We start from the raw sequence: 22,719 nt of genomic DNA, 5'->3' as shown, positions 1-22,719 counted from the left end.
ATAATGATCGCCGGGACGAGCAGTGGCGCGGGCAAAACAACGGTTACCCTTGGCTTAATGGCGGCTTTTTATGCGCGAGGCCAGATTGTGCAAGGGTTTAAATGCGGTCCTGATTATATTGATCCGGCTTACCATACGGCAGTCACCGGCAGGTCTTCCCGCAATCTTGACAGCTGGATGATGGATCAGGAAACCGTCAAAGAGGTTTATGCAAGAGGCGCAGCCGGAGCAGATCTATCGATTCTAGAAGGGGTCATGGGCTACTTTGACGGCCGCGATCCGCTCACAGATGAAGGCAGCTCGGCTGACTTGAGCCGTCTGCTTGATTGCCCAGTTTTATTAGTCGTTAATTGTGCCAGCATGGCGCGCAGTGCGGCTGCCATCGTCAAAGGCTTTCAAGTGATGGATAAGGCAGGAAATATTGCCGGTGTGATTGTGAATCAAGTCGGAAGTGAGAGTCACTACCAAATTGTGAAGGCAGCGATTGAACAAGAATGCGGGCTGCCGGTCGTTGGTTATTTAAAGAAAAACACAGCCGCCGCTATTCCAGAGCGCCATCTCGGCTTAGTTCCTTCAGTAGAAAGAGGAGAGCTGGATAAGCTCTTTCATACACTTGGTGAGCTTATTTCGGCAACGATCGATCTAGATGAAGTTTGGAAAATAGCCGAAACCACTCTAATAGAAGAGAAGGAAGGTTCGATCTTTACAAAGAAAAAATTGGCCGCTGTTAAGATGGCTGTTGCCCGAGATGCGGCTTTTAATTTTTATTACGAGGAAAATGTAGAGCTGTTAAAAGCAAATGGTGCCGAGCTCTCTTTTTTCTCACCGCTTGCCGGTGAACCTGTACCAGAGGAGGCTGCTGGTTTATATATTGGCGGGGGCTTTCCAGAAGAGTTTGCTGCCCAGCTCGCTGAAAATCAACATGTAAAAGAATCCATCCGTTTAGCTGTAGAAAAAGGAATGCCAGTACTTGCTGAATGCGGCGGTTTTATGTATCTAACTCAGTCGATTGAGGATACAGAAGGACAGTTGTATCCGATGGCAGGCATTATTCCAGGGAAGGTCAAGATGCAAAGGAAGCTCGCAGCTCTTGGCTATCGCGAGTTAACGGGACTAGAGCCGAATTTTCTCTTGCCTGTTGGGGAAAAGGCGCGAGGGCATGAATTTCACTATTCAACTTTTACAACGAGTAATCCGTTGCCAGTTGCTTGGCAATCGACCGGAAGAAGAGGGACGAAAGCGGAAGGCTGTCTCGTTCACAATGTAGCGGCGAGTTACATTCATTTTCATTTTGCTTCTTCGCCGGAAATGGCTGGTCGGTTTGTGGCAGCATGTGAGAAGTATAAGGAAGAACAAGGTATTGGGAGTGAAGGCTATGCTTTATCCGGTGATGCTTAACATTGCCGGCAAAAAAGCAGTCGTCGTGGGAGGAGGACCGGTTGCGGCTCGAAAAGCTCGTTCTCTCATCGAAGCAGGGGCACTAGTGGAAGTGATCAGTCCCGAGATAGCGGAAGCAATGGAGGAGTTGCTGAATGATCACAACATAAGGTGGCGAAAGAAAGAGTTCACACCGGCTGATTTGACAGATGCTTTTATCGTAATGGCTGCTACTAATAGCCAGGAAACGAACGAGCTTATTCAGCGCAGTGCTTCCTCCTATCAGCTCGTCAATCGGGTGGATGATTCGAAAGAAAGCAGCTTTATCGTGCCGGCTTCATTTAAAAAAGATCAGCTATGTGTAGCTGTCAGCACACATGGAGCGAGTCCGGCGTTAAGCAAAAGGATCATTCAGGAGCTGAAGGAGCAGTTCGATGATTCGTATATTTCTTATGTAACCTTTTTGGACGAGTGCCGGGCTGCCGTTAAACGACTATGCTCGGATCCCTCTGGCAGACAAATGACGTTAAAAAAGTTGGCCAGTCCAGCTTTTGAAAAAAAAGTGAAGGAAGCGTCTCCTGCTGAAAGAAAGCAGCTATTGACAGATATCGTACGTGATTGGAGGGAAAAGCAATGACAACAGGAAAAGTATTTTTAGTGGGTGCCGGTCCGGGTGACCCTAAATTGATTACGGTAAAAGGAATGGAATGTCTGCAAAAGGCGGATGTGATTGTATATGATCGGCTAGTGAATAAAGAATTACTCGCTTATGCGAAGCCGGGAGCGGAACTGATTTTCTGCGGCAAGCTTCCTGGTAAGCACGCCCTTATTCAAGAGCAAATTAATCAGCTTCTCGTAGAAAAAGCAGAACAGGGCTTGATCGTTGTTCGCTTGAAAGGAGGAGATCCTTGTGTGTTTGGCCGAGTGGGCGAAGAAGCGGAGGAGCTGGCGATCAGCGGCATTCCTTTTGAAATCGTCCCTGGTATTACAGCAGGGATCGCGGCCCCTGCTTATGCTGGGATTCCGATTACCCATCGCGATCACGCTTCAAGCTTTGCGATTGTGACCGCACACGGACGAGAACAAAAGGGAGAAGACCACATTAATTGGCAGGCGCTTGCTCAAGGAATTGATACGATCGCATTTTACATGGGGGTCGGTAACCTCTCGCATATCTGCACGCAGCTTATCCGTCACGGAAAAAAGCCCTCTACCCCTGCTGCTCTAATTGAATGGGGAACGACCGCCGAGCAGAGAACCATTACCGGAGAGCTTTCGTTGCTTGAACAAAAAGCAAAAGAACATCACATTACAAATCCAGCCATCGTTCTCATTGGGGAAGTCGTTCAGCTTAGGGAAAAAATCAGCTGGTTTGAGTCAATAAACTTAAAACAGCCGATAAGCCTCTAAACACACATTTATCTATTTGGAAGGTGACGATATGCGTAATATACATAAATTAGCCATTGCAACAATCGCTTTTGCCTGTTATTTTTGGATCAGTTCACTGCAGCCAGTGGCCGCTATGCATATTATGGAAGGGTTTCTTCCGTTAAAATGGGCGATTTTTTGGTGGGTTTTAGCCATTCCTTTTATCACAGCAGGCGTGAGGTCGATTCAGAAAACAATGAAACAGCATCCAGAGACGAAAATGATGCTCGGTCTGGCGGGAGCCTTTACTTTTGTATTATCTGCTTTAAAAATTCCGTCTGTTACAGGGAGCAGTTCCCACCCAACCGGTGTAGGACTCGGTACGGTCTTATTCGGCCCGCTGGCCATGACTGTCCTTGGGACGATCGTCTTGTTATTTCAAGCGCTGCTGCTAGCCCATGGAGGATTAACAACGCTAGGCGCCAATGCATTTTCAATGGCGGTCGCGGGGCCCCTCATTACGTATGCTGTGTATAAGGGATGCAGAAAATTCCATATCAGCTTTGCGGCTGCTGTTTTTCTATCTGCTTTTTTTGGCGATTTAGGTACATACACAGTGACTTCATTTCAGCTGGCGCTTGCTTTTCCAGCTGAGGTTGGCGGCGTATTCTCTTCATTTGCTAAGTTTGCTGGTATTTTCTCGCTTACGCAAATCTCGCTTGCAGTATGTGAAGGAATCCTCACTGTGATCGTGATGAATTGGCTGATGAAATACAACGAAAATGAATTAAAACAACTGAGCATTGTCGGGAAGGGAGCGTAAATCATGAAAAATATTCTTTTATTCATGCTCGTCGTTCTCCTGGCCGCTGCACCGCTCGTCACGAATCGAGCTGCTGAATTTAATGGGGCAGACGGCGAAGCAGAAGAAGCCATTACAGAAATGAATCCAGGTTACACACCTTGGTTTGACACTCTTTGGGAGCCGCCAAGCGGAGAAGTTGAAAGCTTGCTGTTTGTACTGCAAGCAACGGTCGGTGCTTTATTTATCGGCTACTTTATTGGCGCCAGCCGGATGAAAAAGAAATTGGAAGAGAAAGCAGCTGAACGCCTGTAATGAGAACCATTGATTACTTTGCTCATCATAATCGCTTAGCAGGCTGGCACCCCGTGGAAAAAGCATTATTTGCTCTTTCCCATTTGCTTTTAGTACTCTTTTTAAAAGATACAATAGTGTCCATCTTTGTCTTTCTTTTAATGGGTATGGCTGCCGTGTTAGGAGCGAGGGTTCCTTGGCGGCGCTATGTCCATTTACTGAGCCTGCCGCTCGTTTTTTTGCTCATGAGCATTCTGCCTCTCCTTGTGTCCATCGCTCCGAGCGGAACCAATACAGATGCCTTCATTCAAAGCAATGATATTCTAGGCTGGCATGCTTATATTTCTTCTTCCGCCCTGAAACAGGCGGTTGTTTTATGCTTGTCTGCCTATGCGGCGGTTAGCTGTATGTACTTTTTTATTTTAACGACGCCTTTTCAAGGGATTGAGCTCGTTCTGCATACCATACGAGTTCCCCAAGTGTTTATTGATCTGACAGCTGTTACATACCGATTTATCTTCGTGCTGATTGTCAAAGCCGAGGAAACCTATAAAGCACAAAAATCACGGGCTGGCTATAGCGGCTGGCGTTCTTCGCTCCACTCTTTGTCTAGTTTAACAGCTAATTTATTTGTGCAAACGATGAGAGAAGCTAAAGCGGTTCAGATGGCAGTAGATGCGCGGGGAGGAGAGGACGTAAAGAAAAAAGGAGCGTCTAAATATACGCTTCATCCTCTTGCATGCGGGCTCATCTTAGTATTATTTTTTCTGTCGTGCAGCATCGGGTTATTTTTCTAACAATCGATAAAGGATGGCATAAAATGATCGAATTAAAAGAGGTTAGTTATCACTATACAGATGGAACAAAAGCGCTTCATGAGGTTTCTTTAACGATTACGACGGGGCGGAAGATCGCCGTGCTTGGCAATAACGGGGCAGGAAAGTCGACGCTTTTTCTTCATCTGAATGGGCTGCTTCGGCCGACGGAAGGCCAGCTTTTATTTAATGGATCGCCTTTTACCTACAAACGGAAGCAATTGCAGGAACTGCGCAGACAAGTCGGATTCGTTTTCCAAAATCCTGATACGCAGCTTTTTTCGCCAACTGTTCGTGAGGATGTTCTCTATGGGCCGAGCAATTTAGAATGGGAGCAGGAGCGTATAGAACAGGCGGCAAAACAGGCGATGGAGCAGACGGGGGTGTTAGGCTTCCAACATAAACCACCTCACTTTTTAAGCATTGGCCAGAAAAAGCGGGCAGCGATCGCGAGCGTTCTAGCCATGCAGCCTAAGCTTCTTGTTCTTGATGAACCGACAGCTGGTCTTGATCCATACTATGCAAGAAAAATCATGCATTTGCTGACAGACTGGCATCATGAGGGGACGACGATTATGCTTTCAACCCATGATGTGAACTTTGCTTATGAATGGGCTGATGAAGTATTAGTGATGAAGCAAGGAAGCATCCGGGCGTTTGGGAAGGCAGTCGATATCTTCAGCGATTATCAACTATTAGCAGACTGCCATTTAGAACAACCGTGGATTATGGAAGTGTACGCAGCTCTTCAAATGGAAGAAACACAAAAAGTGGAAACCATTCCTAAATCAAAAACGGAATTGCTGGAATGGATCATAAAAAACACAACTAAAGATAGAGAGAATTTCACAGAGCGCATACTTCTCAAGTAGAAGTGATGCGCTCAGTTTGTTGGCAAATACTCGCTTTCTTCGTGGCTCGTGACCATTATGATCACTTTGCTTCTCGTCAAGTATCGTGCCTTGAAGACAAACGTTTTCAGCCATCCTGTAGTAGGGAAGATAGACTTTATCTCCATTCTCATATGCTTTTTATAGGATAAAATAACTGTTCATCCATAAAAAGGTACCCATCTAAAAAGAATATTGATATGATAAAGAAAAAGTGGTTTTCTTTTGAAAAAATTGAAAAACATGAGAGAAAGTGAGCCATTTGGATGATGCATCGCCAAGCGAAAAGAATGTATTCATTGCAAATGGATGATATGTGGTAGATCCAAGAAGAAGCGTTAAAAAGTAACTGCTTCGATCTACATTCGATCAAAAGATGGGGGAGAAACATTCAATGGCAAATGAAAATGAGATTTTATTAGATAAGGGAAAACAAGATGATACAAAAATGAAAGTAGAGAGAAAAGAGGGAGAACCGACTCCAGCCTTTAAAGGCGCATCTTGGGCAGCGCTATTAGTAGGGGCTGTCACTTATCTTATTGGTTTGTATAACGCGTCGATGCAGCTGAATGAAAAAGGATATTACTTTGCCATTTTAGTATTCGGACTCTACTCAGCAGTATCCTTACAAAAAGCAGTAAGAGATAAGTATGAGGGAATACCAGTCACAAATATTTATTATGGTATTAGTTGGTTTGCATTTATTATATCTGTTGCTTTAATGGCCATCGGTTTATACAATGCGACTAGTATTGTTTTAAGTGAAAAGGGATTCTATGGTATGGCATTTGTTTTAAGCTTATTTTCAGCCATCACGATTCAGAAGAATATTAGAGATACGCAGAGGGCAAGAGAAAGGGATTGACTGGATAAAAAGCAGAGCTCATTCATATGTGAATGAGCTCTGCTTTTTATTCAAAATGAGTAGGATAAATCGGGGCAGTATAAGCGTCCATACAAACAGGGATAAGGAGTCTGCCGAATTTTCCTCTTACCCTTGTCCTAAACAATTAATGGGTAAAATGATGATCTTTTTGTTTTCAATACGGTGACATTGACCAAATTTTTCAAGTTGCCTTTCTTGGCGGTTTACATTTTGATTCAACGTCGACATGCGCATGTAACTAGTCAATATGGCTATCCCTTTTTATGAAACCCTTTTTTTCTGTAATTTTTCGAAACAGAACGGGAAAAATAAAGTTGTCCTCCCAAAGACATTTCATACAAAAGGATGATAGCAAAATGAATCATACATGCTTTTATTGTGACGACGACTTGAAGGAGCAGCGAGTCCACCATATTTCTTTTTTTTACGAAAATAAAGAGCGCGAGGAAACGATGTGTGCAGAGTGTTACGCTGAGTGGCTTCAAGGGATAAAAGGGTAAATAAAAATGAAGAGGCTTGCCTGGAAAGAACGTTTCTCCAGGCAAGCCTTTGTTTGTTATACTAGCCTCATTTGTGCTTGTATCGTTCCTAAATGCATTCCTTCATGGAACAAAAGAAAATTCAGCAAGTCATCAATGGTTTCCAGTTTGAGTGGGCCGATCATAATTTCATTGGCTGGTTGATCTGACAGACGGCCTTCAAAATGTTCTTGAATTCGTTTTTGCTGATCAACGAGCAGTTGGATCACTTGTTCTTTTGAAGGTACCGTATCAGGCCATTCCGAAGGCTTCGTACCCGGGCTGAAAAATGGAGCGTATTCCTGAATGTTTGTTTCCAAGTCAGGAGCAGCTTTCGTTATTAAAGCCTCCATAACGAGATAAATATGACCAGCATTCCATTTGATCGTATTGGAAAACCCATCAGGCTGCTGATCCCATTTCTTTTCATCAATTTTCTCTAATGTGTTCACTGTTGCTGTGCGTGAAAAATTAAAGCGTTCCCAAATAGCCATAAACATTCCTCCAGTTGCCATATTCTTTTTTATTATAAGGCAAAAAATAAAAAAAGCCCGTTCTCAAGATTGGCTTTTTAAGAGGAAAATTTTCGAGTTAATCCGTCAATGATGAATAAAATGTCGAAAAAACAAAACAAGCCGCTTTAAACGAAGATGTTTAAAACAGCTGTTTTATTTAGGGTTAGTCATTTAGTTTGTCTTTTGCCTTTCCCACTGTTTCTTGGAATTTTCCTTTTAGCTGATCAACTTTTCCTTCTGCCCTTGTTCGTTCGTCATTTGTCGCATTTCCCCAAGCTTCTTTTGCTTCACCTTTCATTTTGTTTCCCATACCTTTTAGTTTATCTTCCATGCCGTTGTCTCTCATGATAAAACCTCCTAGTTATTAAATTTAAATGAAGGAATATTACTCTATTCCCGGTAGACTTTAGAACAAACATAATGGAAGAAGAAAAATACAAATAAGCGAGCATATCCTTGAAAAATGGTTTCCAGTATCGGAAAATAAATACAGTGAAATCTAAAATTAAAATTGAAAGTTAGATAAATTTGAAAGAATATTCAAACAATATTTTCCGGGAAATGTTTTTTAAGTAAAAGGTATAAGGGAAGTGAGAGGATGGAAATTACGCTGATGAGGCATGGGAAATCCAGTCACACAGACAAGTCAGCTATTTCTTGTTCTGAATTTGCCAAATGGGTTGATGATTATGATAAAGCAGGGATTATTCAAGAAATCGCTGTGCCGGAACAAACGAAAAAGAAAGCACAAGAAGCAAAGCTGCTGATCTCCAGCACTTTATGTCGGTCTATCCAATCAGCAGTGAGGCTTGATACAAATTGTTTGATGATTTCAGATTCACTTTTTCGGGAAGCGGAAATGCCCGTTTCAAAATTTGCTTTTTTTAATGTAAAGGCTCCTCCGTCTTTTTGGGCGGTTTATCACCGCTGTGCTTGGCTGATGGGATACAAAGGAGAGAAAGAATCTATAAAGGAAATAAAAGAAAGAGCGACTAAGGCGAGTGATCGCTTAATCATGTTAGCGGCCAAATATGAACACGTTTTTTTAGTGGGACACGGAGTTTTTAATCAGTTCATTGCCCGGGAACTATTAAAAGCAGACTGGCAAGGGAACAAAAAAACCGATCGGCATCATTGGAGCTGCACAACCTATACGTTGACAGAGGCGAATAGTCGACATGGCGGCCAGACGAAAATGTCATAAAACGTAGAAATTTGCGTATGTAATAATGAAGAAAAAAGGTATCCGCATTGCAAAATTGATGCTCCTTGGTTGAATGAAAATGGGTCGGCAAGTACTTTTTTTATTGTGAAATGACTGCATTTGAACAGGAGAACGTCTTTCATAAAGAGAATATCGCTACTGCAATCAAATAATAGGACACCCTTCTTATAGAAAAGTAAAGAGGACAATGAAACGATTTTACAGGGGGCTAAAAAACGGAGAGAAAAATCAGATGGTTACCCAAATATGAAGTAGCGTTCATTCGCCGTACTGGAAGTTATTTTGAGTCTCAAGACCATTGGGGAACATTGATCAATTGGGCTATTCAAAATGGGCTTTTTTGCCCCAGCAGTCTTTTATAGGAGTATCCTTAGACAATCGTGATTTAGTCGAAGAGCAGCAGCGCCGTCATGATGCTTGTGTGACCATCCCGAAAAATGTTGAAAGGAAAAAATATAAAGAAATGCAATTTAAAACATTAGATAGCGGTTTATATGTTTTGTATTCATTTTATGATACAGCTGAGAAGTTGAACGAAGCTTATCAATATATGTTTGGAGAGTGGCTGCTCAAAAGTGTGTATCAGGCAGATGAAGATCGGGATAATCTTGAATTTAATTTAAATAACCCCGTCGAAGATCCAGAAGGGAAATGCAAAGTGAATCTGTATGTCCTTATTAAGCAGAAAAGGAATCATTAAGTTTTTTGTCTTTTTTAGAGGTATATTTTTATGCTCAGAGAATAAAGAACTCTGAGCATTTTGTTTACTGTTCATGAAAAAAGTAACTCCCTTAAATAGTTTATTGCCGTCGTCAACATATACAAAACTCAAATAAAGGATCATCGTGTTACGTAACTAAGCATCAATGGAATCATTTATGATAGCGGATGTAGCTGTAATTCGAGGTTGGAATCCTTTCTTGTTCAGTCCCTTGACTATCAGTGTAGACCTCATATTCACGATAGGTTTCAACCATATAATCATCTACTTCCTCGCGCTGAACTAATTCCTCCTCTACTTTGAAATTTTTAGATTGAATGAATTTATTTTGGTCTGTTGATTCAGCCAACACAGGTTCACTATCTGGTTCAATAGTAGTTAAAGAGGTCTTTTCTTCCAAGAGACTGCGAGAGGAAAAATCGAAGCTGGATGCCGCTGCAAGAAGAATAAAGAGAGCCGGGAACAGGAAAAAAGTAAACTTTTTATTCATTGAGTTCGTCCTTTCTTGTCCAACATAAAGCTTTGCTCATTTCTATGTAGATAAACGTTTTAATATGCGTATGAAGAATGATTTTCTCATTCAGGAAATGGAAGTTTGTCGTCAAGGCAGTTAGTGTTTTATCTACGAAATGAAAAAGGAGAGGGAAATAATGAAAAAGATAAGACAAATAGGCTTTTTGTTGCTTGCTTTCGTATGTATGCTAGCAGGGTGCACGGAAACGAACACAACAAGTACAGCCAAGGAGAGAAAGCCAGGCACGGTATTTGAGGTGGATGGCCAGACTTTATATGGGGAAGAGGGAAAGTTCGGGATGATTAAATTAAACGGAGAAAGCGGAGAGCCGGCGTTTGCCGTCGGACAAGGCCGGCACTATCAGCTGTATTTTCTCGCTGACGCTGAAAAAGTAAATGGGAAACTGTACAATATGACGGCTCTGCACCAGGAGACAGGAAAAAAGGTTAAGCTTTACGAAGCGGTGATTGAAAATGCACAAAGCGGGGCAAAATTTGTGCTTGATCAGTCAGGTAAGTGGAAAATAAACGTAACGGTTGATAAAGAACCGTATGCAAGCTTTGTGATAACAGCTGAGTAAGAAATGAGCATTTCAGGCTACAGGCTGATTACAAACACTCGGTCTTGTCGCTCCTCGAAAGACAAACGTTTGCAATCAGCCTTGGAAATGAAAACTGGTTTTATTTACATGATTAGCCGAGCAGTTTGAATAGAGAAATAAATGTTCTTCTTTTTCAGCTTAGAGCTTTCTTCCAAACAAGACAACAAAATTAAAATATTTATAAATGCAATCCACATCGACAAAGCCGCTTTCCTGTAACCAGCTTAGTTGGTCCTGAAGAGAGGCCATTTGGTCAAGGTTTGTCCGTTCATAAGCTGCTTGAATTTCCTCTGTGGTTAAACCGCTAGCTTCAATTTTGTGTTTCCAATCTCTTTTGTACAGAGACTCAATAAACGGGGTATGTCCAAGAACTTGGTCAGCGTTGATAAAGATTCCATTTTGGTGAAGCAGGGAGAACACTTTATCGTATAATTTTCTCTTCTCTGTGTCGGTTAAATGATGAATCGAAAGTGAAGAGATAATGAGATCAAATGGTTTATTAAATTCATGCACTGTATAATCAGCTATCACATAATCGACCTGTGGATCCCCTTTAAACCGTTCTTTAGAGAGAGACATCATGTTTTCGGACAAGTCAATGAGCGTGATGTGAGCACCAGGGCATTTCTCTTTCACAAAGGAAGCAAATAAGCCTGTACCTGCCCCTATATCCAGCACAGAAGGCTGCTCTTTTTCAAAATTGATCAACGATAATGGAACAGAATAAAAGTCATCAAAACAAGGAATTAATTTTCTTCGCTGCTGGTCATAATACGGGGCATTCTCATTAAACTTTTCTTTCACATGGTTTTTTACATCATTCATTTCTACTTCCTCCTTTATCATTCTTTTTTAGAGGTTGATTAGAGCATAAGGTGTTGGCCTGCAGTAAAAAACAATAACGAAATATAACAGCGCCTTCAGTAAAGATACAACTAGTTAGTGTGATATGAATTATAAAGTAATAAGAGTACAATGAAAATTAACAAAATTGCTCATCTTTAATAACGATTTGTTATTAAGGAAAAGGACGGTAATGGAATGGATATAAAGTGGTTGAAAACATTTATTGCAGCGGCTAACTATGAAAACTTTCGCAAGGCTTCTGAAGAACTTTTTTTAACACAGCCAGCGGTAACAAAACATATTAAAAAATTAGAAGAGCACTTGCATATTCAGCTATTTGAGCGGAAAGGAAAGCATGTTTTTCTTACTTCTGCCGGCATTACATTTCTTTCATCAGCGGTAGAAATTGTGGAGAAATATGAAGAGGAAATGGAGAGATTTGAGGGATGGAAGCAAGGATATCATCGCAAGCTGACGATCGCTGCAGCTCCACAAATTGCTGCTTCTGTCCTGCCCTCTTTTTTGCGTTCGTTTATACATGATTATCCAAATATTGAAGTGATCGTAAATGTCGTAAGTTCTTTTAAGATTGGGGAAGAAATAAGCAGTGGCCAAGCGGATATTGGCTTAACGAGGTTAAAGCCGATTCAGATGGAAATTTGTTGTGAAACAGTTCACGAAGAACGAGTCATTTTTGTCGCTCCCTATCGTGAAAAGGCGAATAGGAATGAAAAAGAGGTGCTCCACTCTTATCGGCTCTTGACGAATAATCATCCAGCCTACTGGGAACCGCTTTTACGTAACATTAAAAAACATTATCCAAGAACCCGCATTATGCCTGTCACCCAGGTTGAAGTGACGAAGAAGATGATTGAAGAAGGGCTTGGCGTTTCTTATTTACCTCTATCCATGATTGAAGAAGAGCTGCAAAACAAAAGAGTACTGGAAATACAGCCGGATAACGTCATCCCTCCTAACTCGTTCACATATGTCGTGACAAAAATAGAGACACCTGAAGTAAAGCAATTTAAACAGTCGTTAATTGCTTCTTTTTCTAAAAATGGATGAGGCAGAACAGATTGGGGCCGTTTATTTTTATTTGTCATAATGCTCCTTTAAAGGATTACAAAGGAAGAGTTGTCAACGAGCGAATAGTATGACAGTATAGAAGAATGTGAGGAATTACCTATGTGTTTATGGCCCTGTTTAATGGCACATAGAATTCTTTCAACGTTAGTTGTTTACATAATGGAAAATCATCGAATGGAGGAATATATCATGTCTGATTTACCAAATTGCCCGAAATGTAGTTCGGCGTATACGTATGAGGATGGAGCGCTTTTCATCTGTCCTGAATGTGCGCATGAATGGACGCTGGAGACAGAAGCAGAAGAGGAAAAGATCATAAAAGATGCGAACGGAAATATTTTAAGCGACGGGGACACGGTGACAGTGATTAAAGATCTTAAAGTAAAGGGGAGTTCATCCGTTCTAAAAATAGGAACAAAGGTAAAAAATATCCGTCTTGTAGATGGGGATCATGATATCGATTGTAAAATTGATGGTTTCGGGGCCATGAAATTGAAATCCGAATTTGTCAAGAAAGTTTAATACTATAGACGCCCGTTAAGAAAGTGCAGTACTTAATAGGCGTCTATTTTTTCATCTATAGCGGAACCGTAAAATAAAGCTGCATTTTGTGTGGACGTTCAAGAAGTGAAGGAGGGGTAAAAATGAAGAAGTGGTTGTTGGCTGTTCTTTTATGTATCTTCCTATCAGCATGTGAAGCAGGAATTCAAGGGCCGCCCCAGCCTGTTTTAACGGTAGGGGAGAAAGAGATCATGTATGAAATCGGCCCCTATTCCTGGCATAAAAATGGGGAAGGCATTGCAGTCGACACAGCCGGGCCGGAAGAGCTTGTCAAACACATAAATGCTGTTGCTGTTCCTCTAGGTGCGGTGTTAGTTATTGATTTTAAATACCGTCCTGATGATCTCGAGGTGGGAATTTTGAAAAATGAACAAGCAAATTTCAAGAGAGTAAAACATAATAACATTATGTTACCTAAGAAAAAAGGAACCTATATTTTTAGTATCCACGCGAAGTGGAAAGAGGGAGACGCCACATATGCTTTGCGGATTGCCACGACCTAACATTTCCTTCTTTAGTATTTTAGCGGGACTTGTTAATATAAAGTAGAGTGAATATCTATATAATAGGAGTGGACAAAGGATGAGTGTACATAAGGATCTCGAGCTTCATGCCCAAAAGCAAAACCAATTATATAAGAAGTTTGTCAGCCTTGATCAGCAAAGAGAAAAGTATATTGAAGAAGCAGTAGCTTTATGCAAGGAAGGAAAGGAATTCACAACGGAGCAAATCAACGAAGTCACCGAGCAAATCAATCTTCTTGCCAATCAAAGACTGATTCCTACGCGTAAATTGGTGACACCGGAAATGGTTCACGAATATGTGAAATCTTCCAAGTAAGGGCACTTCGTTTTAAATAAAGAAAAGTTGTTCCGCTATGATGGAACGGCTTTTTTGTGTGCAGTTCTTTTTTATTGGAAATGAACAAATACCCATCAATTGGAAATGTGCTATACTATTTTGAAGGGAGGGATGATAATGGAGAAAACAATCGTAAAAGCGATTCAAGATGAGTACCCGGATGATTTTGCTTGGTGTTACGGGTGCGGCCGGTTGAATGAAGCGGGGCATCATTTTCGGACGGGCTGGCAAGGGGAGCAGACTGTCACAGTATATACGCCAGAGCAAGATCACACGGCTATTCCCGGATTTGTTTACGGAGGGGTTATTGCATCATTAATTGATTGTCATGGGACGGGTTCAGCTTCTTTAGCCTTGCACCGGAAAAATGGACATGAGCTAGGAGATGGAGCAGAGCCGCCGCGGTTTGTGACAGGGTCTTTACATGTTGACTTTATGAAGCCAACTCCGCAAGGTATTCCATTAAAAGCAGTTGGAGTGGTAGAGGAAATTCATCCGAAGAAGTGGAAAGTGCAGACAGAAGTATTCGCTAATGACATCCTTTGTGCTCGTGGAGAGGTCATTGCTGTCGTCATGCCTAGCAACTTTGCAGATAAACAATAGATGAGAGAGCAGGAGAACTCATTACGGAGTTCTCCTGTTTTGTTATTTACTAGCTGCCATTTGAAGGCGCGTCATCCTGATGAGGCTCCTCATCTGCATGGGGCGGTGCGACTGGATGAGCATCGTTAATAATGCGGATAGGGCGCATCATGTCATGGTCTTCATGTTCGAGGAAATGGCAGTGCCACACATAGTTTCCGGTATGTTCTTTAAAATGCATCACAAGCTTTGTCACCATGCCGGGATCTGTCTTGGCTGTATCCTTCCAGCCTCGCTCGTAAATTCGCGGCTCTTCAGGTGGACCTGTAAATTCTATTTCACCTGTTTGATTAAACAAATCTACATTAAAAGGCCTTCGTTCGACAATTTTAAATTGGACTAAATGAATATGAATTGGATGCGGGATAGGAGTGGCATTTATAATGTTCCAAGTTTCAATGCTGTCAAGCGAAGGCTTTTCGGTAACGGGATCATGCCACATTTTTCCGTCCAGCATTAGCATTAGCCGTCCATATTCATCGAAGGAGATACCTAGCGGCAGATTGCGAATAGTATGGGCCATATGTTCATGTAAATCCATATTCGGGTACAATCTTTCTGGTACTTCGCTTTTGTCTTCTCCTTTTAACGGAAGATCTACACGGAATTGCATGACCGTTCTCGTGTGGCTGTCTTCCGCTTCGTTCGTGTTAAGAAGGGTAATTTGTTCTCCTTTCCATTTAGAAAAGTCAATCACAATATCCGTTCTCTCAGCCGTCAGCAATTCAAAGGAAGTAAGCTCCGTTCTGTTTGACAGCAGCCCGCCATCTGTTCCGATCTGGTAGAACGATTCATCGTTTGACAGACTAAACTTATATTCTCTGCGGTTAGAAGCATTTAAAATCCGGAAGCGGTATTTACGTGGCTCTACCCGTAAGTAAGGCCAAACCTTTCCGTTCACTGTAATCGTTTCTCCAAGAAATCCTGGTACGATAGAAGGGAAGACTGGCAAATCAGGATCAGGGGTATCTGGATAAAAGAGAGAGCCATCTTCATTGAAGGAGCGATCTTGGATCATTAATGGGATATCGTAATCACCCGCTGGAAGATTCAACCGTTCTTCATTGGTATCCCGAAGCAGATAAAAACCCGCCAGGCCGGCATACACATTTAAGCGGGTGAGTGCCATGCTGTGATCATGGTACCAGAGAGTGGCACTTTGCTGATGATTCGTGTAAGCATGCACTTTTCTTCTGAATGCGGGTCCGGTAAATTCATAGTTATTTGTGTACCAGGCTTCTGGATAGCCATCGCTTTCCCAATCGACGTTAGCTCCATGAAGGTGAACTACTGATCGAACCTCCGGGTTGCCGATTGCTCCGTGCAATGTGTAATCTACAGGCAGGAAGTGTTTTTTGGGAAGATTATTTAACCACTTTACTTCAACGGTTTTTCCTTTGCGCGCTTCAATCGTTGGTCCTGGAAGGACGCCGTTATAGCCCCAAATAGTCGTTCGTGGAAAAGCAGGATGAAATTGATGTTTTGCTTCTTTCATCCTTATTTCATAATAAGAGTCACCAGCGGCTGGTCTCGCAATGGGAGGTTTTTTTACTTCTTCGACGAACTTTGGAATGGTGTTTGGATCAGCAGGATTTACTTTTTGACTCAACAATGATTCCACCTTTCTTTTTATCTTGGACTTTTGTCTCGATACATTCTATGCGGAGACTTCAAGGAAGGAAAGTGAAAAGATGAAAAACTTTTCCAAGCGTTTAATATATTTGTAATATAATTAAAATATAGTAGAAATTTTTAAATGGTAGAATAGGAGACAAATAGAAAATATATTGAAAGAAAGCAGGTTAGAAGTGTGAAAAAGTGGTTAGTAGCAGCAACGATGGCCGGTGCTTTATTGGCAAGCCCGGCTGCAGGAGAAGCAGCATTAGGGGATCAAACGTTAAAAAGCGGGATGAAACATCAAGATGTAAAGGAACTTCAGCAAGTATTAAAAACAAAAGGGTATTATCAGTCTTCACTCGATACAACTTTTGGGCCGTTAACGAAATCAGCGGTTATGAAGCTGCAAAAAGCTCATGGGCTGACAGCGGATGGTATAGTCGGAAAGAACACATTTAGAGTATTAGGTAAATCAACTGCCTCAGCAAAACCAACGACAAGTGCATCAAGCAAGGCGAACACGATAACTTATGCGAAACGGTTCATGAATGTTCCTTATAAATGGGGCGGTACAACACCAGCAGGTTTTGACTGCAGCGGATTTTTAACATATGTTTATAAAAATAGCGCTAACATCTCCTTGCCTAGAACAGTAGCTGGCATTTATTCCAGAGGATCAAAGGTAAGCAGCCCAAGAGTTGGGGATCTCGTTTTCTTTGAAACCTATCAAAAAGGCGCCTCACATGCTGGTATTTATCTAGGCGGAAATCAATTTATACATAGCTCAACTTCAGAAGGGGTAACGATCAGCTCACTGAAGAGTACATATTGGTCTAAGCGGTACATAGGAGCAAAAACATATTAAGCCACCTCAAGCGTTTTATTTTTAAAACAGGTATAGTTAGAGGACTATCCTACCTCTATAAACCCTGTTGATCGGAATGGAAATATCTGAAAACAATAAAAAAGACAAGCTGGATAGCCGCTTGTCTTTTTTATTGTTCCAAAATAACATCATTATTTTTCGTCAAATCCCAAGAGGTAATAATGCCGACCGGCAGCTCATCTGAACTTCCATCGGGGGTGATAAGGATCGCTTCCAGTTTTTTATTACGGGATTGATGTTCCTCAAATGTAAATTCAATATCAAAAATGTTCGCATCTCTTTTCACAAAAGCAATAATGTACTCATTCTTTTCCGGAAGAATGTCCTTTACTTGAACCGAGGCAATATCTATTTTCCCATTAGCATGTGTATTAGCCATCCATTTCAATATTTCTTTTCCGGTTAACAAGCCCTGACATTTGCCTTTTTCATATACAGGGTATTCGTTCATTTTATCGTCGCGAATCATTTCCAGCACTTGTACAAGCGGAGTATCAAGTTCTACAATGTGAACGGGGGAAGAGGCAATGGACATCGCTTCTGCTGGTTCGGATAACATCTTGTCAATTTGTTCAATACGTTCTACGATTTCTTGATGAGGTTCAGCTATGTAATAGTTGGCTTCTGTTTTTTGATGAACGATAGCGTTTCTTAGCTTAGCATATTGCTTTAGTTCATCAAGGTGAGCCCGGACGCTTGCGTGGTTGCGCGCACTGATGTGAAGCAGCTCGACAAAAGCATCACTGTCACTTTGTTTAACGGTTGCTTTTAGTCTGTTGTGGATACGATTAAAAGCAGCTTCAAAACGTTCCGATAATTCATCATTTGTTTTTGTTTCTTTTTCCATATCGATCGTTCTCCTTTATTCACTGCGGCCTTTGTCTTAAAAATGGCTCTGTTATACTTGATTGTTGATTTTTGCTGCAGGCGGACGCCTTCTGCTCTAATTCACTATTGAAAAAACAACGATCATCTTTAACGAAGCCTAAAAGATAAACACGCGTCTAGTTGATGGTGTGACTGTTACGTGCTATTAGTGACGGATGAGCCAGAGTGTAAAATAAAAAAATAGATTGCTCCATACAGTAGAAGTATGTTATAGTAATCAAGCGATGAGCTAATTTGCGTAAGCCGGGAAGCCTGCCTTTGGCAGAACGTCTGGATGTGGCCAGCCGTCTTTCCGCCGCAAAATACGTCAGAAAAAGCTGTCATGGAGGGGATATCCACTCTATGACAGCTTTTTTCGTTTGTCCTGTGTTTAATGTTTGTTTGCAATGAGAACTAGTTTGCCTTTGTCTAGTTCTTTTTCATACGTTTCCGCTTCCTGCTGAGATAAGCCAAGGGACTCCATTTTGCTTCGTAATTCGTCACCGCGTGATTTAAAGATGTTACTCATGCTGCTGAATACTCCTTGTTCCTCCATCCCAACTTCATTCGTGTGAAGAGCTTCAGATATATCCTCACCACGGTGTTCATCGTGGGCTAGAAGATAGACATCATCTAAAGAATATCCTTGAGCGAGTAAACCCTCGATCTCATTTTTTGCTTGTAATGCATTTTCAACTGTTTTTGTTGTAACCATGTTATCTGCCTCCTGAGTTTTATATTCTCTATATGTTTACCATTAAGTTCTTTACTTTAAACATAAAAAGCTTAGCTCGTTTGGTTTTTGTTTGCCTGATTTCTAATGAGCCAGACGGCAGCCAGCAATCCGAGAACCAGCAAGACGAGCGACACGTTAAAGAAAGGTGGACGATAGGTAAGTTCTATATGATTGGTGCCTTTTTCTAAAGGAAAACCAATAAAGGCAAAATTCGCTTTTTCTATCTCTTTTGTTTCCTTATTTATTTTTAGCTGCCAGCCTTTTTCAAAAGGAATTGGCAATGCCATATATCGTTCACCGGTATGATTGTCATACGTAATAGAAATTTTATTTTTGTTCCAATTCACTTTAGCAGGGGTCCTTTTTTCGGCTGCTGCTTGCTGGAGTTCACGGTAATCCTCTTCATACAGCTTTAAATGTTTTAACTTGTATGTGCCTTTAGGCAATTGAATGGCAATGTGCTTTTCTTTTGGTACCCGGATAAGCACAGTATGAATGCCCGTTTTATAAATAGAAGCGGCTCGCTTTCTTGTCGTCCGGTATTGATTCACTTTGACAGCGAAACCTTTGCCATGAACGTTTTCAATATAAAACTGGACATAGTAGTCTTTTGTTTTTTCAGAAGAGAGGCGGGGAGTGATGACGATACCGCCATTGTCTTTGGTTACCTTCAATTGCCCGTTTTTGTAGGCTGCATTCTTTTCTTTCATAATAGCCGCATCGATTATATTCTTTTCGGTTGTGAGAACATCACTTTTACCGTTCTTTTTATCTAATACAATTCCCGACAGCATCGCGTGCTCTTTATCTAGCGGTGAGCGGTTTTTTAAGTCTTTTTCATAAAATACATGGCGTGCAGTCCGGATAAAAGGAAGTGGAAGTGTGTTTTTGTACGCGACATAATGAGCGGATTCTGCAAAAGGCTCAAAACCATAAGGGACATTCGCAGCCTGAGCTTTTTCCCGCATCCAATAGTTGGTTTGCAAGAGGCCATAAAGGTTTGCCCGATTGCCTAAAGTGGCATAGCGGCTTACACTTTCCCGTCCCATATCGATCTGTAAATCACGCCAATAGAAAAATAGCAGCTCCTCGTTAAATATGCTGGAGTACAAGCTTGTTCCATTAAAATCTTGGACAAGAGGCGTATTGTTTCTAAGCGGATTCATCCAATCTATTCTGACAAGCGGGTCCTGTTCGGAGTGTTGGATCTTTTTGATCAGCTGTTGTTGTTCAGCTCCGTTGTATGCAGGGTCTTGTAAAGTTTCACGGGAAACCCGGTCAACGCCGAATTTTTCTGACATGGTCATCTGTTCGTACCCATTGACGATGACAAGGCCGGAGATGATAATGACAAGCTGTAATAAAAAGAAAGCAGAAGCGTGCTTTCTCCATACGTACAGACAGAGCAAAAGGGCTGCCAGAAAAAATAGCTGGATAATCATATCCATCTGTTCTTCAAACATCATGATCAGCTTTGGGCCCATAACGTATGTCATCGCTTCGGCCATAAACAAATAAAGGCCGAAAGAGATGATAATCGATAAAAGCAGCTGGTTCATCCGGACTTTATGCAAAGACTGCAGACCTGCAGCCACACATCCGCCTGCTGTAAAGGAAAGTAAGTATTCCCAACGGTATTGCGGGGCAGAAAATCCATTAAATGCACTTGCTGCTAATGGGCTAAAGTGAAAAACGATAAACAGTATAGTAAGCAGGGCAAAAAAACGATATGTACGCTCTTTATATAAAGGAACTAAAAAGAGAAACAATACTAAAATAGCTGGCAAAATAATATACTTGCTTGCATGTAAAATGTTGTCAGTAATAAAGAAGAACGGGATCTGTTCCTCATAAGCAGGCCGATAATTATGTAGAAATCCATAAACAGCTGGAATAAAGGAAACAGCGCCTATACAAAAGCTGATCACTCCTCCTAAGAAAAAGAGAAACAACTGTTTATGCTTCGGGTACTCTTGTCGAGATAATGGAACGATCCAGCGAAATGCTATGTAAATAAATAAAAAGATCAAATGAATATAAGCAAAATAAAAATTGTTAAAAAACATAAGTGACCAGGCGACAATGAACCATCCTGGTTTTCCTTCGCGGATAATTTTTTCTGTCCCTATCACAAGAAGAGGCAGCCACAGCATAGCATCGGTGAAAAACTCCCAGAACACGACATGCCGGAAGTACATGACGGATAGGCCATACACAGCCGCACCAGTAAAAGCCGCCGTCGTGCGGATGCCCATATATCTAAAAGCAAAAGCCGCCGTTAAGATAATGAGAGACAGCCTGATAATGCTGACAGGCAGTATCGTATTCATCCAAAATAATAAATCAGGGTGGGAAATAAGCCCGATGGTTTCGAGTGAAAAAACGATTCCAGCCGTCATGAAAAAAATAATAGAAGTAGAAAAGTAATAAGCAAGCTGGCTATAGAACCCGCCGCCTAAACCAAACGACCAAGAGTAAAAAAAATTCCCCTGACTGTATTGATCATAGATAAATTTTTTAAAAGGAGCCATTTGTGATAAGCCGTCGTTTGGACCGATCATAAATCGACCATTGAACCATTCCTGGATAAAAAAGAAATGAGCAGCCGCCGATAAAAGCAGACTGCTAATAATAAGAACCGTGACACTTTTTTTCCTCATGCACTAACACTCTCTTTTTTCATAATTTTGCTCGTTACAACAAAAGTAGCAGGCAAGGCAACGAATACAGCCAAGATAGGAGTAATCATACTGTTAATCTGGAAGTATTCAATAAATACATACATAAAAAGAGAAGACACTGTAAAGTTCACGACTTGAGATAGCGGGAATTTTAAGAACTTAGCTAATGTCGGCTTCACTTTAAATGTAAAATAAGAATTTAAGAAGAATGAAATAATAAAGCTGACTAAAAAGGCAATGACGTGGGATGGCATATAAAGCCATCCCAGAAGCATATGAAGCAGTAAATAGACAGCATAATAATTAAAGGTATTGATTCCCCCTATTATGACGAATCTGATAAATTCTTGGCTTGTTCTTTTCATACTGCGCTCCGTTCATAAAGTTTGTTTCTTGAATTAAATAAGGCGGCCGCTTTTTCGTCTCATAATAAATTCGGCCAATATATTCCCCAATGACACCTAAGCTGACGAGTTGAATGCCTCCTAAAATAAGGACAGCTGTAATAATGGTAAAATAGCCAGGCACATCGATACCATTATTTAAGATTTGGATAAATGTAATAGCGCTGTAAATAAGTGCCAGAAACAAAACGATCGCTCCTGAATAAAAACAAATCCGCAGGGGCCGGTTGTTAAACGAAATAAAGCCGTCCAGTCCATAGTTCAATAATTTAGAAAACGACCATTTTGTTTCACCATGCTCTCGCAGCACATTGTTGTAATCAATGATTTTTTGATTCATGCCGATCCAGGAGAACAGCCCTTTTGAAAAACGCTGACCTTCATTTAAGGAAAGCACAGCTTGCACAGCTTTCTCGCTAAGTAATCTAAAATCACCTACTCCATCCTCCAATTTAACATCGACAATCTGGTTAACCAACCTGTAATAAGCCGAGGAAAGGAACTTTTTTAAGGTCGGTTCGCCGTCGCGGTTTCTGCGCGCAATGACCTGGTCAAAGCCTTCTTCGTAACCTTTCAATAGTTTAGGGATTAAAAAGGGAGGATGTTGAAGATCGGCATCCATAATGATGACAGCTCGACCATTAGCATGCTGCAAGCCAGCTAATAGTGCAGCTTCTTTTCCAAAATTGCGGGAGAACGAAATAAATTTCACTTTAGGTGTTTTGGCTGCCAATTGTTTAATTTCTTCTAATGTGTTATCAGTGCTTGCATCATTAATAAAACATATTTCAAAATCATACGCTAACTTTGTAAATTCTTTTTTGATACTTTCATAAATTAGTGAGATATTATCTTCTTCATTGTAAGCTGGTATGATGATTGAAATGGTATTCACACTTCTCCGCCTCTTCTCTTCATAAAATTGATTCTGTTGTGTAAAAGGGTAGGTTCTTTTTATGTATGCCCCGCATTGACAGAAAAATGAAAAGAAAAAAATGAT

At 41.2% G+C, this 22,719-nt stretch carries 27 protein-coding genes and 1 pseudogene; 18 read left to right on the top strand and 10 right to left on the bottom strand.

The window, feature by feature from the left end; genetic code table 11:
- Window positions 1–3: 3 nt before the first annotated feature.
- The 9 genes from AC623_RS10580 (at window position 4) to AC623_RS21755 (ending at window position 6,935) form a co-directional block, all read left to right on the top strand.
- Entirely contained in the window at window positions 4–1,398 is a 1,395-nt protein-coding gene (locus tag AC623_RS10580; protein WP_049666522.1) for a cobyrinate a,c-diamide synthase, read from the top strand.
- On the top strand, window positions 1,376–2,014 hold the full coding sequence (locus AC623_RS10575; RefSeq protein WP_049662394.1) for a precorrin-2 dehydrogenase/sirohydrochlorin ferrochelatase family protein: 639 nt from the start codon (window positions 1,376–1,378) through the stop codon (window positions 2,012–2,014). Before AC623_RS10580 ends, AC623_RS10575 begins: the two co-directional genes overlap by 23 nt.
- Window positions 2,011–2,787, top strand: coding sequence for a uroporphyrinogen-III C-methyltransferase (gene cobA / locus AC623_RS10570; RefSeq protein WP_049662393.1), 777 nt, complete (start codon window positions 2,011–2,013; stop codon window positions 2,785–2,787). The genes AC623_RS10575 and cobA overlap by 4 nt, the downstream gene beginning before the upstream one ends.
- Before the next feature lie 31 nt (window positions 2,788–2,818).
- A complete protein-coding gene (locus AC623_RS10565) occupies window positions 2,819–3,571 on the top strand; it encodes an energy-coupling factor ABC transporter permease (protein ID WP_049662392.1) in 753 nt (250 codons plus the stop codon).
- Window positions 3,572–3,574: 3 nt separating this feature from the next.
- Window positions 3,575–3,865: an energy-coupling factor ABC transporter substrate-binding protein gene (locus tag AC623_RS10560; RefSeq protein ID WP_049662391.1), complete on the top strand. Its 291-nt coding sequence runs from the start codon at window positions 3,575–3,577 to the stop codon at window positions 3,863–3,865.
- Window positions 3,865–4,641, top strand: coding sequence for a cobalt ECF transporter T component CbiQ (cbiQ, locus tag AC623_RS10555; protein ID WP_049662390.1), 777 nt, complete (start codon window positions 3,865–3,867; stop codon window positions 4,639–4,641). The genes AC623_RS10560 and cbiQ overlap by 1 nt, the downstream gene beginning before the upstream one ends.
- A 23-nt stretch (window positions 4,642–4,664) precedes the next feature.
- Window positions 4,665–5,531 (top strand): energy-coupling factor ABC transporter ATP-binding protein, encoded by an 867-nt coding sequence (locus AC623_RS10550; RefSeq protein WP_049662389.1) that lies wholly within the window; start codon window positions 4,665–4,667, stop codon window positions 5,529–5,531.
- A 412-nt stretch (window positions 5,532–5,943) separates the two neighbouring features.
- A complete protein-coding gene (gene yiaA / locus AC623_RS10545) occupies window positions 5,944–6,414 on the top strand; it encodes an inner membrane protein YiaA (RefSeq protein WP_049662388.1) in 471 nt (156 codons plus the stop codon).
- A gap of 377 nt (window positions 6,415–6,791) precedes the next feature.
- Window positions 6,792–6,935, top strand: coding sequence for a hypothetical protein (locus AC623_RS21755; RefSeq protein WP_197090961.1), 144 nt, complete (start codon window positions 6,792–6,794; stop codon window positions 6,933–6,935).
- 56 nt (window positions 6,936–6,991) lie between these two features.
- Here AC623_RS21755 and AC623_RS10535 read toward each other — a convergent pair whose 3' ends face one another.
- A complete protein-coding gene (locus AC623_RS10535) occupies window positions 6,992–7,447 on the bottom strand; it encodes a DinB family protein (protein ID WP_049662386.1) in 456 nt (151 codons plus the stop codon).
- A 184-nt stretch (window positions 7,448–7,631) separates the two neighbouring features.
- Window positions 7,632–7,814 (bottom strand): CsbD family protein, encoded by a 183-nt coding sequence (locus AC623_RS10530; RefSeq protein ID WP_049662385.1) that lies wholly within the window; start codon window positions 7,812–7,814, stop codon window positions 7,632–7,634.
- 252 nt (window positions 7,815–8,066) lie between these two features.
- On the opposite strand from AC623_RS10530, the gene AC623_RS10525 reads away from it, so the two are divergent.
- Together AC623_RS10525 and AC623_RS10520 are read left to right on the top strand one after the other, a co-directional pair.
- Window positions 8,067–8,672 carry a phosphoglycerate mutase family protein gene (locus AC623_RS10525; protein WP_049662384.1) on the top strand — a complete coding sequence of 202 codons (606 nt, stop codon included), beginning with the start codon at window positions 8,067–8,069 and terminating at the stop codon, window positions 8,670–8,672.
- A 248-nt stretch (window positions 8,673–8,920) separates the two neighbouring features.
- Window positions 8,921–9,393, top strand: a pseudogene (locus AC623_RS10520) (AraC family transcriptional regulator).
- A gap of 172 nt (window positions 9,394–9,565) precedes the next feature.
- Here the strand turns inward: AC623_RS10520 and AC623_RS10515 are convergent.
- Window positions 9,566–9,904, bottom strand: coding sequence for a hypothetical protein (locus tag AC623_RS10515; protein ID WP_049662383.1), 339 nt, complete (start codon window positions 9,902–9,904; stop codon window positions 9,566–9,568).
- A 160-nt stretch (window positions 9,905–10,064) separates the two neighbouring features.
- Between AC623_RS10515 and AC623_RS10510 the strand changes: the two genes are divergently transcribed.
- A complete protein-coding gene (locus tag AC623_RS10510; RefSeq protein WP_049662382.1) occupies window positions 10,065–10,508 on the top strand; it encodes a hypothetical protein in 444 nt (147 codons plus the stop codon).
- Window positions 10,509–10,667: 159 nt separating this feature from the next.
- On the opposite strand, the gene AC623_RS10505 is transcribed toward AC623_RS10510, so the two are convergent.
- Window positions 10,668–11,354 (bottom strand): class I SAM-dependent methyltransferase, encoded by a 687-nt coding sequence (locus AC623_RS10505; protein WP_049662381.1) that lies wholly within the window; start codon window positions 11,352–11,354, stop codon window positions 10,668–10,670.
- Between the two features lie 216 nt (window positions 11,355–11,570).
- On the opposite strand from AC623_RS10505, the gene AC623_RS10500 reads away from it, so the two are divergent.
- The 5 genes from AC623_RS10500 to AC623_RS10480 all read left to right on the top strand — a co-directional run bounded on the left by AC623_RS10500 (window position 11,571) and on the right by AC623_RS10480 (window position 14,489).
- The gene (locus AC623_RS10500; RefSeq protein ID WP_049662380.1) at window positions 11,571–12,443 is read left to right on the top strand and encodes a LysR family transcriptional regulator; all 873 of its coding nucleotides are present in this window, start codon (window positions 11,571–11,573) and stop codon (window positions 12,441–12,443) included.
- Window positions 12,444–12,653: 210 nt separating this feature from the next.
- Window positions 12,654–12,986 carry a zinc ribbon domain-containing protein YjdM gene (locus AC623_RS10495; protein WP_049662379.1) on the top strand — a complete coding sequence of 111 codons (333 nt, stop codon included), beginning with the start codon at window positions 12,654–12,656 and terminating at the stop codon, window positions 12,984–12,986.
- Window positions 12,987–13,108: 122 nt separating this feature from the next.
- On the top strand, window positions 13,109–13,528 hold the full coding sequence (locus tag AC623_RS10490; RefSeq protein ID WP_049662378.1) for a hypothetical protein: 420 nt from the start codon (window positions 13,109–13,111) through the stop codon (window positions 13,526–13,528).
- A gap of 79 nt (window positions 13,529–13,607) precedes the next feature.
- Complete coding sequence (locus AC623_RS10485; RefSeq protein WP_049662377.1) at window positions 13,608–13,865, top strand: DUF2533 family protein; 258 nt, start codon at window positions 13,608–13,610, stop codon at window positions 13,863–13,865.
- A 138-nt stretch (window positions 13,866–14,003) separates the two neighbouring features.
- Window positions 14,004–14,489 (top strand): PaaI family thioesterase, encoded by a 486-nt coding sequence (locus AC623_RS10480; RefSeq protein ID WP_049662376.1) that lies wholly within the window; start codon window positions 14,004–14,006, stop codon window positions 14,487–14,489.
- A 49-nt stretch (window positions 14,490–14,538) separates the two neighbouring features.
- Here AC623_RS10480 and AC623_RS10475 read toward each other — a convergent pair whose 3' ends face one another.
- Window positions 14,539–16,140 (bottom strand): multicopper oxidase, encoded by a 1,602-nt coding sequence (locus tag AC623_RS10475; protein WP_053104123.1) that lies wholly within the window; start codon window positions 16,138–16,140, stop codon window positions 14,539–14,541.
- Window positions 16,141–16,338: 198 nt separating this feature from the next.
- On the opposite strand from AC623_RS10475, the gene AC623_RS10470 reads away from it, so the two are divergent.
- On the top strand, window positions 16,339–17,010 hold the full coding sequence (locus tag AC623_RS10470) for a C40 family peptidase (RefSeq protein ID WP_049662374.1): 672 nt from the start codon (window positions 16,339–16,341) through the stop codon (window positions 17,008–17,010).
- 130 nt (window positions 17,011–17,140) lie between these two features.
- Here AC623_RS10470 and AC623_RS10465 read toward each other — a convergent pair whose 3' ends face one another.
- The 5 genes from AC623_RS10465 to AC623_RS10445 all read right to left on the bottom strand — a co-directional run bounded on the left by AC623_RS10465 (window position 17,141) and on the right by AC623_RS10445 (window position 22,614).
- Window positions 17,141–17,878, bottom strand: a complete 738-nt coding sequence (locus AC623_RS10465; protein WP_049662373.1) for a CBS domain-containing protein — start codon at window positions 17,876–17,878, stop codon at window positions 17,141–17,143.
- Between the two features lie 411 nt (window positions 17,879–18,289).
- Window positions 18,290–18,613, bottom strand: a complete 324-nt coding sequence (locus tag AC623_RS10460) for a general stress protein (protein ID WP_049662372.1) — start codon at window positions 18,611–18,613, stop codon at window positions 18,290–18,292.
- A gap of 71 nt (window positions 18,614–18,684) precedes the next feature.
- Entirely contained in the window at window positions 18,685–21,294 is a 2,610-nt protein-coding gene (locus AC623_RS10455) for a YfhO family protein (RefSeq protein ID WP_049662371.1), read from the bottom strand.
- Window positions 21,291–21,680: a GtrA family protein gene (locus AC623_RS10450; RefSeq protein WP_049662370.1), complete on the bottom strand. Its 390-nt coding sequence runs from the start codon at window positions 21,678–21,680 to the stop codon at window positions 21,291–21,293. Before AC623_RS10450 ends, AC623_RS10455 begins: the two co-directional genes overlap by 4 nt.
- Entirely contained in the window at window positions 21,619–22,614 is a 996-nt protein-coding gene (locus tag AC623_RS10445; protein WP_049662369.1) for a glycosyltransferase family 2 protein, read from the bottom strand. Before AC623_RS10445 ends, AC623_RS10450 begins: the two co-directional genes overlap by 62 nt.
- Between the last annotated feature and the right edge of the window lie 105 nt (window positions 22,615–22,719).

Origin of the sequence: Bacillus sp. FJAT-27231, assembly GCF_001183975.1 — a bacterium.
Classification (GTDB): domain Bacteria; phylum Bacillota; class Bacilli; order Bacillales; family Domibacillaceae; genus Pseudobacillus; species Pseudobacillus wudalianchiensis.
Note: the sequence above shows the minus strand (reverse complement) of the source record. Positions and strands in the feature narration are given on the sequence as shown.